Source organism: Corallococcus sp. CA053C (genome assembly GCF_003611675.1).
Taxonomy (GTDB): domain Bacteria; phylum Myxococcota; class Myxococcia; order Myxococcales; family Myxococcaceae; genus Corallococcus.
Genome location: NZ_RAWA01000399.1, coordinates 1 through 9067 on the forward strand (window position 1 = coordinate 1; position 9067 = coordinate 9067).

8 protein-coding genes are annotated in these 9067 nt (G+C 69.7%); 6 read left to right on the plus strand and 2 right to left on the minus strand.

Annotation, left to right across the window (positions count from 1 at the left end):
- Positions 1–393 precede the first annotated feature (393 nt).
- The 4 genes from D7V97_RS35035 to sthA all read left to right on the plus strand — a co-directional run bounded on the left by D7V97_RS35035 (position 394) and on the right by sthA (position 3828).
- Positions 394–1140, plus strand: a complete 747-nt coding sequence (locus D7V97_RS35035; RefSeq protein ID WP_120614974.1) for an RNA methyltransferase — start codon at positions 394–396, stop codon at positions 1138–1140.
- Between the two features lie 109 nt (positions 1141–1249).
- Positions 1250–1471 carry a hypothetical protein gene (locus tag D7V97_RS35040; RefSeq protein ID WP_120614981.1) on the plus strand — a complete coding sequence of 74 codons (222 nt, stop codon included), beginning with the start codon at positions 1250–1252 and terminating at the stop codon, positions 1469–1471.
- A gap of 41 nt (positions 1472–1512) precedes the next feature.
- Positions 1513–2352: a pseudouridine synthase gene (locus tag D7V97_RS35045; RefSeq protein WP_120614975.1), complete on the plus strand. Its 840-nt coding sequence runs from the start codon at positions 1513–1515 to the stop codon at positions 2350–2352.
- Positions 2353–2424: 72 nt separating this feature from the next.
- Positions 2425–3828, plus strand: a complete 1404-nt coding sequence (sthA, locus tag D7V97_RS35050; protein ID WP_120614976.1) for a Si-specific NAD(P)(+) transhydrogenase — start codon at positions 2425–2427, stop codon at positions 3826–3828.
- Positions 3829–3850: 22 nt separating this feature from the next.
- Here sthA and D7V97_RS35055 read toward each other — a convergent pair whose 3' ends face one another.
- Positions 3851–4180, minus strand: a complete 330-nt coding sequence (locus D7V97_RS35055) for a hypothetical protein (RefSeq protein WP_120614977.1) — start codon at positions 4178–4180, stop codon at positions 3851–3853.
- A gap of 10 nt (positions 4181–4190) precedes the next feature.
- On the minus strand, positions 4191–4553 hold the full coding sequence (locus D7V97_RS35060; RefSeq protein WP_120614978.1) for a nuclear transport factor 2 family protein: 363 nt from the start codon (positions 4551–4553) through the stop codon (positions 4191–4193).
- A 156-nt stretch (positions 4554–4709) separates the two neighbouring features.
- Here D7V97_RS35060 and fusA point away from each other — a divergent pair, with 156 nt between their 5' ends.
- Together fusA and D7V97_RS35070 are read left to right on the plus strand one after the other, a co-directional pair.
- The gene (fusA, locus tag D7V97_RS35065) at positions 4710–6827 is read left to right on the plus strand and encodes an elongation factor G (protein ID WP_120614979.1); all 2118 of its coding nucleotides are present in this window, start codon (positions 4710–4712) and stop codon (positions 6825–6827) included.
- Positions 6828–6929: 102 nt separating this feature from the next.
- Positions 6930–8873: an ABC-F family ATP-binding cassette domain-containing protein gene (locus tag D7V97_RS35070; protein WP_120614980.1), complete on the plus strand. Its 1944-nt coding sequence runs from the start codon at positions 6930–6932 to the stop codon at positions 8871–8873.
- The last annotated feature ends 194 nt before the right edge of the window (positions 8874–9067 follow it).

The following is a 9067-nucleotide window of genomic DNA, read 5'->3' on the forward strand; positions in this document are numbered from 1 at the left end:
GGCGTGGGGGCCGCGGGTTCCTGCTTGCAGCCGGCGAGCAGCGCGCTCACCAGGAACGCCGACAGCAGCCAGCGGGCACGGGGTGCGCGCGGGGGCTTCGGCGGGACAGCGGACTGCGGGGACATGATTCCTCCAGGGGGTTTCGGCGGGACCGATTTCATTCCGCGTGCCGTGCGTGGCGCGTCTCGGAGGCGCACGGGAAGTGCGGCCCGGCGACCACGTGCCGGCGCTCCCCCATGCGCGTCCGCGGGCCCGCAGGGTGTCCGGCCGGCCACACCCAGGTGGCCTCGGACGCGCGCGGGACGCGGGATTCCGGTGCGCAGACTGGCGGTGGATCGGCTCGGCGGTCAACTGGGGCCCCCACGCGGGAGGCGGGGCGATAGAACGCACCCCATGGTGCTGCCTGTCCGATTCGTCCTCATGCGCCCGCGCAACGCGGAAAACCTGGGCGCCGCCGCGCGCGCCCTGAAGAACTGCGGCCTGTCCGACTGGGCCTGGGTCACCCCCGAGGCGGAGGACCTGGGGCCGGCGCGACGCCTCGCGGTGCACGCGGAGGACCTGCTGGAGGGCGTGAAGCGGCCGGACACGCTGGAAGCGGCGGTGTCCGACTGCGTCTGGGTGGTGGGCACCAGCTCGCGCAAGGTGGAGGGCAAGCGCCGCCTGTCGCCGCGCGCCGTGGGAGAGGAGCTGGTGGCGAGGGCCGCGCAGGGGCCGGTGGCGCTCGTCTTCGGGGATGAGAGGAGCGGGCTCACCAACGCGGAGGTGGAGCGCTGCCACGACCTGTCCGCGGTGCCCACCGCGCCGGAGCAGCCCTCCATCAACCTGGCGCAGGCGGTGCTGCTCTACGCCTACGAGGTGCGGATGGCGGTGCTCGCCGGCAGCGCGCCGCCGCCTGGGCCCCTGCCGCTGGCCGCCACGGACGCGGAGCTCGCGCGGGTGGAGGCCACGCTGGAGACGCTGCTGACCACGGGCGGCTTCCTCGTGGACGAACAGCCCGGGCGCACGGCGGTGCGGGACTTGTTCGCGCCCCTGCGCCGCTCGCGCCTCACGCGCCACGAGGCCCGGCTGTGGCTGGCCGCGCTGCACACCGTGCGGAAGAACTTCCCTTCTGGGGACGGTGCGCCCGAGGCCGATGACTGAGCAGGCAGGGGGACTCCCGGCCGGGCGCGGCAAGACGCCGGAGCGTCGCTACCTTTCGGGGAAATGCCGCAAGGAGTACCCCTGCCAGGAGGAGCGCCGCGTGAACCACATGCCCTATGAGCCGATGGTCGTGGGGGGCAACGAGCCTGGCCCCTCCTCCAAGCAGGCGCCGTCCCGAGACGGGCTTCCCGAGGAGCCCGGCCGCACGCCCATGACGGCCGAGGACGGCGGGCTCGAGGAGGAGCCCCACCGCATGGCCAACGGCGACGAGCCCGGCAGGACGCCTGGTTCCGCCGAGGGCGAGGATCCGGACGAGCCCCTCCGGAAGTAAGCCAGCGCGGGAACGCGCCACGCGGGTACAGTGCCGCGCCCATGCCTCGCAAGCCCGAACGGCCGCCGAAGTCCCCTCCCCGTCCCAACCGCTGGGAGGGCAAGGAGAAGCCGGACTGGCTGTCCCGGGCGCTGGCCCGCGCGGGCGCGATGCCCCAGAAGGAAGCGGAGGCCGCCATCAAGGCGGGCCGGGTGAGCATCAACGGCCACGTCGTGAAGACGCACCTGAGCCCCGTGCCGCCGGACGCCGTGCTGAAGGTGGACGGCCTGCCGGTGCGCAAGGTCGCGCCCAGCCTCGTGCTCGCCTTCCACAAGCCCGCGGGCGTGCTGTCCTCCACCGCGCGCCAGCACCGCACGGGCACCGTGTTCGAGGTCCTCCTGCCCCAACTCCCCGCGGAGCTCGCCACGTACACGTGGCACGCGGTGGGCCGGCTGGACGTGGACACCACGGGCCTGCTGCTCTTCACCAACGACGACAAGCTGGTGGCCCACGTCACCTCGCCGGAGACGCTGCTGCCCAAGCGCTACGTCGCCACGGTGTTCAGCACCGCGGACGAGGAGCGTGTCGCGCCCCTGCGCGAGGGCATGACGCTGGATGACGGCCCCGCCCGCCCCGCCGTCGTGCGCGTGCGCGACGAGCACACCGTGGAGGTGACGCTCACCGAAGGCCGCCACCACCAGGTGAAGCGGATGCTGGGCGCCGTGGGCCTGCCCGCCCGCGCGCTCCACCGGGAGGCCGTGGGCGATATCACCCTGGGTGATCTGCCCGAAGGCGGCTTCCGGCTGCTCACCGACGCGGAGGTCCGCGAGAAGCTGCACTACACCGGCCGGGTGCCCGCCGTCGTCGCGCCCCCCACGGCTCTGGAGACCGAGGACGCCTGAGGGACACCCGGCCCGTGCCTCACCCGTGCCTCAGGTGTAGCGCCGCACCGTGGAAGGGATAGGGTGCGGCCCATGGCGGACTTCGACCTGGTGGTCATCGGCTCCGGACCGGCCGGAGAATGGGGCGCGGTGCAGGCCTCGCTCGCGGGCAAGCGCGTGGCGGTGGTGGAGCGGGAGCCCGTGCTCGGCGGCACCGCGGCCAACACCGGCACCCTGCCCTCCAAGACGCTCCGGGAGACGGCGCTGCACCTGTCCGGCTTCAAGGCGCGCGGCCTCTACAGCGTGGACGCGACGCTGCGCCACGAGGCCACCGTCTCCGACTTCCTCTTCCGCGAGCGCCGCGTGAAGCAGATGGAGCGCGAGCGCATCCACAAGAACCTCCAGCGCCATGGCGTGAAGGTGTTCCAGGGCTCCGGCTCCTTCCTGGACGCGCACACCGTGCAGGTGACCCACGCGGGCGCCGTGGTGGCGACGCTCGCCGCGTCCAACGTCCTCATCGCCACCGGCTCGTCGCCGTACCGGCCGCCGCTGTACCCCTTCGGCGATCCGCGCGTGCACGACTCGGATGAGATCCTCGACATCACCACCCTGCCCCGCACGCTGGTGGTGGTGGGCGGCGGCGTCATCGGCTGCGAGTACGCGTGCATGTTCGCCGCGCTCGGCATCCCGGTGACGCTGGTGGAGGTGAAGGACGAGCTGTTGTCCTTCCTGGACTTGGAGATCGCCCAGCTCCTGCGCGACTGCATGGAGTCGCTGGGTGTCCGGCTGCGCCTGGGGCAGGTGGTGGAGACCGCGCACGTCCCCGAGTCCCACGACGAGCCCATCCGCCTGAAGCTGTCCACGGGCGAGGTGCTGGAGGCGGATCAGGTGCTGGTGGCCTCCGGCCGCACCGCCAACACCGCCAGCCTGGGCATCGAGGCGCTGGGCGTGAAGCAGGGCAAGCGCGGCCAGATTGAGGTCGGGCCCGCCTACCAGACGTCCGTGCCGCACATCTACGCGGTGGGGGACGTCATCGGCTTCCCGGCGCTGGCCTCCACGTCCATGGAGCAGGCCCGCATCGCGGTGGAGCACGCCTTCGGGCCGGGCAAGCGCACCCTCACGCCCATCCTGCCCTACGGCATCTACACCATCCCGGAGGTGTCCATGGCGGGCGACACCGAGGAGGCCCTGCGCACGCGCGGCGTCCCCTACGTCGTCGGCCGCGCCACCTTCAACACCAACCCGCGCGGGCAGATCATCGGCGACCAGCAGGGCCTCTTGAAGCTGCTCTTCCACCGCGACGACCTGAAGCTGCTGGGCGTGCACGTGCTGGGCGAGCAGGCCTCGGAGCTGGTGCACGTGGGGCTCACCGCGCTCATCACCGGCTCCACCGCGCAGCTCTTCGTGGAGACCTGCTTCAACTACCCGACGCTGTCGGAGGCCTACAAGGCCGCCACCTACGACGCGTTGGACCAGGTGCGCGTCAGCAGCGCCTGATCCACCGCCGCCGCCGTCGTCGTCAGCGCGGGTTCTTCAGGCTGCCCACCGTGAAGCCCGCCTCGAGGCGGGCCACCCGGTTCACCCCGTCCGCGGACACCCGCGCCAGCGGCGGCGCGTCGTTGGGAAGCCGCACGGAGGCCTCGCGGGAGGACGCGGCGGAAGCGCCCCGGCCCGGCGCCCCCTGCAGCAGCGAGCGGATCCGCTCCCAGCGCAGCTTCTCCTCCGCCATGAGCTGCACCAGCTCCTGGCGAGCGGAGGCGTCCGGCAGCTCCGACGCTGCTGACGCCACCTTGTCCATGAAGGGCAGCAGGTAACCGAAGTCCCGGTCGAAGTTGAGGGGGTTCGCCATGGGGGGCACCTTATCCGTGGTAGACGCGCGAGGCGACGATGAGGCCGCCCCGGATGTCCAGCACCTCCGCCACCGGCAGGGGCGCTTCGTTGGGGGCATGGCGCAGGTACTCCATGAACACCCGGTCCCCGTCCGCCGTGAGGGCCGTCTCCTCGTACCGCAGGCCCGGCAGCCGGGCGATGGCGTCCTTCCACCACCGCTCCAGGGCCGGCCGGCCCACCAGGCGCCCCCCCGTCTCCGGATGCAGGACGCGAATCTTGGGCGAGGTATGCGTTGCATCCTCCGCGTACAGCGCCACCAGCGCCGTCACGTCGTGGGCGTTGAAGGCGCGCAGCCAGGCGCGGGCCAGGGAGAAGTTTTCGTTCGCACTCATTGTTATGAAGCCTCAGTCGTCACAGGACGGCGGAACGTAGGCGGATGTACGCCCCGCGTCATGCGGATTTGTCTGGTAACTGAGTCCTGTGGGAAGTAAGGGCCCCGCCTGCTCTGTTCCCTCAGGCAATTTTTTCAATAGAAGAAGGACCGGATCGTGGCCACCAGCGCAACCATCGAGAAGATTCGTAACATCGGTATCTCTGCCCACATCGACTCGGGCAAGACGACGCTCTCCGAGCGCATCCTGTTCTACACGGGCAAGATCCACGAGATCCACGAGGTCCGCGGCAAGGACGGCGTGGGCGCGATCATGGACTCGATGGACCTGGAGCGTGAGAAGGGCATCACCATCCAGTCCGCCGCCACGTACGCGATGTGGGGCGACTACAACATCAACCTCATCGACACGCCGGGACACGTGGACTTCACCATCGAGGTGGAGCGCGCGCTCCGCGTTCTCGACGGTGCCATCCTGGTCCTCTGCTCGGTGTCGGGCGTGCAGTCGCAGTCCATCACGGTGGACCGCCAGATGAAGCGCTACAAGGTTCCGCGCATCGCGTTCATCAACAAGATGGACCGCGCCGGCGCGAACTACGACCGCGTTGCCCTGCAGCTGAAGGAGAAGCTGGGCCACCACGCGGTGCGCCTCCAGTACCCCATCGGCGCGGAGGACCGCTTCCAGGGCCTCATCGACCTGCTGTCGATGAAGGCGTACTACTTCGACGGCGAGAACGGCGAGAACATCCGCGAAGAGGCCATCCCCGCGGACATGAAGGACGAGGCCGAGCTGCGCCGCGCGGAGATGATCGAAGGCATCGCCAACGTGGACGACACGCTGGGCGAGGCGTTCCTCACCGACCCGGACTCCATCACGGAGAAGCAGCTGCGTGAGGCCGTCCGTCGCGCCACCATCGCGCTGAAGATGACGCCGGTGATGTGCGGCTCCGCGTACAAGAACAAGGGCGTGCAGCTCTTGCTCGACGCGGTGTGCAGCTACCTGCCGAACCCCAAGGAAGCGACCAACGAGGCCCTCGACCAGAAGAACAACGAGGCCAAGATCATCCTGGAGTCGGATCCGGAGAAGCCCTTCGTCGGCCTCGCGTTCAAGCTGGAGGACGGCCGGTACGGGCAGCTCACGTACATGCGCATCTACCAGGGCCGCGTCACCAAGGGCGACTTCATCGTCAACCAGGTGAACCAGAAGAAGGTCAAGGTGCCGCGCATCGTGCGCATGCACTCCAGCCAGATGAACGACGTCAGCGAGGCCACCGCGGGCGACATCGTCGCGCTGTTCGGCATCGAGTGCGCGTCGGGCGACACGTTCACCGACGGCACCGTGAACTACACGATGACGTCCATGTTCGTCCCGGACGCCGTCATCTCGCTGGCCGTGGAGCCGAAGGACCGCGCCAAGTCGACCAACTTCTCCAAGGCGCTCAACCGCTTCAACAAGGAAGACCCCACCTTCCGCGTGTCGCGCGACGAAGAGTCCGGGCAGACCATCATCCGCGGCATGGGTGAGCTCCACCTGGAAATCTACATCGAGCGCATGAAGCGCGAGTACGACTGCGAAGTGAAGGCCGGCAAGCCGCAGGTGGCGTACCGCGAGACCATCAGCCAGAAGGGCGAGTTCGCCTACACGCACAAGAAGCAGACCGGTGGTTCCGGTCAGTTCGCGCGCGTGTGCGGCTACGTGGAGCCGCTGCCCTCGGACGCCGTGCAGCAGTACGAGTTCGTGGACGACATCGTCGGTGGCTCCATCCCGCGCGAGTTCATCCCCGCGTGCGACAAGGGCTTCGCCGAGGCCGTGAAGAAGGGCAGCCTCATCGGCTTCCCCGTGGTGGGCCTGCGCGTGGTCATCAACGACGGCGCCTTCCACGCGGTCGACTCGTCTGAAAACGCGTTCAAGACGGCCGCCATCATGGGCTTCCGCGAGGGCTACTCCGCCGCGAAGCCCATCATCCTGGAGCCCGTCATGAAGGTGGAGGTCAGCGCGCCGGAGGAGTTCCAGGGCTCCGTCGTCGGTCAGTTGAACCAGCGCCGTGGCACCATCCTCAACACGGAGACGGCCGAGGGCTACCTCACGGCCGTGGCCGAGGTGCCGCTCAACACGATGTTCGGCTACTCCACCGACCTGCGCTCCGCGACCCAGGGCAAGGGCGAGTTCACGATGGAGTTCGCCCGGTACTCGCAGGTGCCGAAGAACGAGGCCGAGGCCCTGATGGCGACGTACAAGGAGAAGCAGGCCGCGGACCAGGCCGCCCGCAAGTAGTCCGGGCTTCCCTGACGCCGCTCTGGCAGTAGGAAGGGCGCTCCCCGCTTGAGTGGGGGGCGCCCTTTCGCTTTCGCATCCCCCTTCAAGGAGTCTGCTTCCGTGACGCTGCTTCGCGCCGCCAATGTCCAGCTCGCCTTCGGCAGCCGCACCGTCTTCGAGGGCCTCACCTTCACCATCGAAGAGGGTGAGCGCGTGGGCCTCGTGGGCGTCAATGGCTCCGGCAAGTCCTCGCTGATGAAGATACTGGCCGGCGCCTCCAAGCCGGACCTGGGCGAGTTGCAGCTGCGCCGGGGCGCCCGCGTCACCTACCTGCCCCAGGAGCCGGAGTTCCCCGAAGGCGCCACGGTGCAGAGCGAGCTCGCCGTGTCCCAGGCCCCGCTCAAGGAGGCCCTGGACGCGCACGCGGAGCTGTCGCGCAAGCTGGAGGCGGACCCCGCCCACGCCACCGAGAAGATGCTGGAGCAGCTGTCCGTGCTCAGCGACCGCATCGAACAGGCGGGCGGCTGGGACACGGAGCACCACGCGAAGATGCTGTTGGACCGGCTGGGCGTGAAGGACTGGGACCGGCCGGTGGCGCAGCTGTCGGGAGGCCTGCGCAAGCGCGTGGCCATCGCGCGCGCGCTGCTCACGCGCCCGGACCTGCTGCTCCTGGACGAGCCCACCAACCACCTGGACGCGGACACGGTGGACTGGCTGGAGGACGAGCTGGACAAGCTGCCCGGCGCGCTGCTGCTCGTGACGCACGACCGCTACTTCCTGGACGACCTGGTGGACCGCATCGTCGAAATCCAGCCCGGCGGCGGCCTCATCTCCTACCCCGGCAACTACGCGGCCTACGTGGAGCAGAAGCTGGTCGCGCAGGAGAACGCGGAGATGGCGGAGCACAAGCGCGGGCGCTGGATTGCCCAGGAGGTGGCCTGGCTGCGCAAGGGCCCCGAGGCGCGGCGCACCAAGAGCAAGGCCCGCATCGAACGGGCGCAGAAGCTGCTGGCGGAGAAGGGCTTCCAGCGTCCCAAGGTGGCGGACCTGCGCGTGGTGGCGGCCCCCCGTCTGGGCCACACCGTCATCGAGGCGGAAGGGCTGATGAAGTCCTTTGGCGAGCGCAAGGTGCTGGACGGCGTGGACTTCCGGCTCCAGCGCGGCGAGCGCGTGGGCTTCCTGGGGCCCAACGGCGTGGGCAAGACGACCTTCCTGCGCGTGATGCTGGGCGAAATCCCCGCGGACGGCGGGAAGCTCGTCATCGGGAAGAACACCAAGGTCGCCTACTATGATCAGCAGCGCGCCCAGCTGGACCCCGACCAGACGGTGTACGACGCGGCCTCCAACGGCGAGGACCACGTGGAGCTGGCGGACCGCCGGGTGGCCCTGCGCGACTACCTGGAGGACCTGCTCTTCCCGGTGCCCATGCAGCGCATGAAGGTGGGCGCGCTGTCCGGCGGCGAGCGCAACCGGCTGCTGCTGGCGCGCCTGTTCCTGGAGGGCGCCAACGTGCTGGTGCTGGACGAGCCCACCAACGACCTGGACATCGTCACCCTCAACATCCTGGAGCGGCTGCTGCTGGACTTCGCCGGCAGCACGCTGCTCGTGACGCACGACCGCTACTTCCTCGACAAGGTGGCCACCGCCATCCTCAGCTTCGACGGCCACGGCAAGGTCACCCGCTACGAGGGCAACTACGAGATGTACAAGCGGCTGCGCGAGCAGTCCCAGGCCGCCGCCCTCAAGGCCACCCAGCAGAAGAAGAAGGACGAGGCCCGGAAGGACGAACCTCCCCGCCAGGAGCCCGTCGCCAAGGCCGCGCCGAAGAAGACGGTGAAGCTCTCCTACAAGGACCAGCGCGAGCTGGACGGCATGGAGGCCACCCTCGAGGCCGCGGAGAAGCGCAAGGCGGGCCTGGAGGCCCAGCTCGCCGACCCGAACGTCTACAGCAACGGGGCCAAGGCGGCCGAGCTCCAGCAGTCCCTGGAAGCCGCCAGCGCCGAAGTGGACCGACTCTATGCGAGATGGCAGGAATTGCAGGACCTGGCGGCCGGCGCGACCTGACGCGCGGGGCTCGGAAGCGTGCGAATCGTTGCCCCCGGAAACGATTTCCGGCGGCACCGCTGCATGATTTTCGGGCCGGGGGACTCTGACTAGAGTCCGCGCCTCGTGTCCTTTCGTCTCAGGAGTTGTCCCGTGTTCCGTCCGGCCACCGTGCTCGCCGCAGCCACCGCGGCGCTGCTCACCCTGCCCCTCCC

Coding starts and splice junctions, on each gene's coding strand:
- D7V97_RS35035 (WP_120614974.1), top strand. CDS start 394: ATGGTGCTGCCTGTCCGATTCGTCCTCATGCGCCCGCGCAACGCGGAA.
- D7V97_RS35040 (WP_120614981.1), top strand. CDS start 1,250: ATGCCCTATGAGCCGATGGTCGTGGGGGGCAACGAGCCTGGCCCCTCC.
- D7V97_RS35045 (WP_120614975.1), top strand. CDS start 1,513: ATGCCTCGCAAGCCCGAACGGCCGCCGAAGTCCCCTCCCCGTCCCAAC.
- sthA (WP_120614976.1), top strand. CDS start 2,425: ATGGCGGACTTCGACCTGGTGGTCATCGGCTCCGGACCGGCCGGAGAA.
- D7V97_RS35055 (WP_120614977.1), bottom strand. CDS start 4,180: ATGGCGAACCCCCTCAACTTCGACCGGGACTTCGGTTACCTGCTGCCC.
- D7V97_RS35060 (WP_120614978.1), bottom strand. CDS start 4,553: ATGAGTGCGAACGAAAACTTCTCCCTGGCCCGCGCCTGGCTGCGCGCC.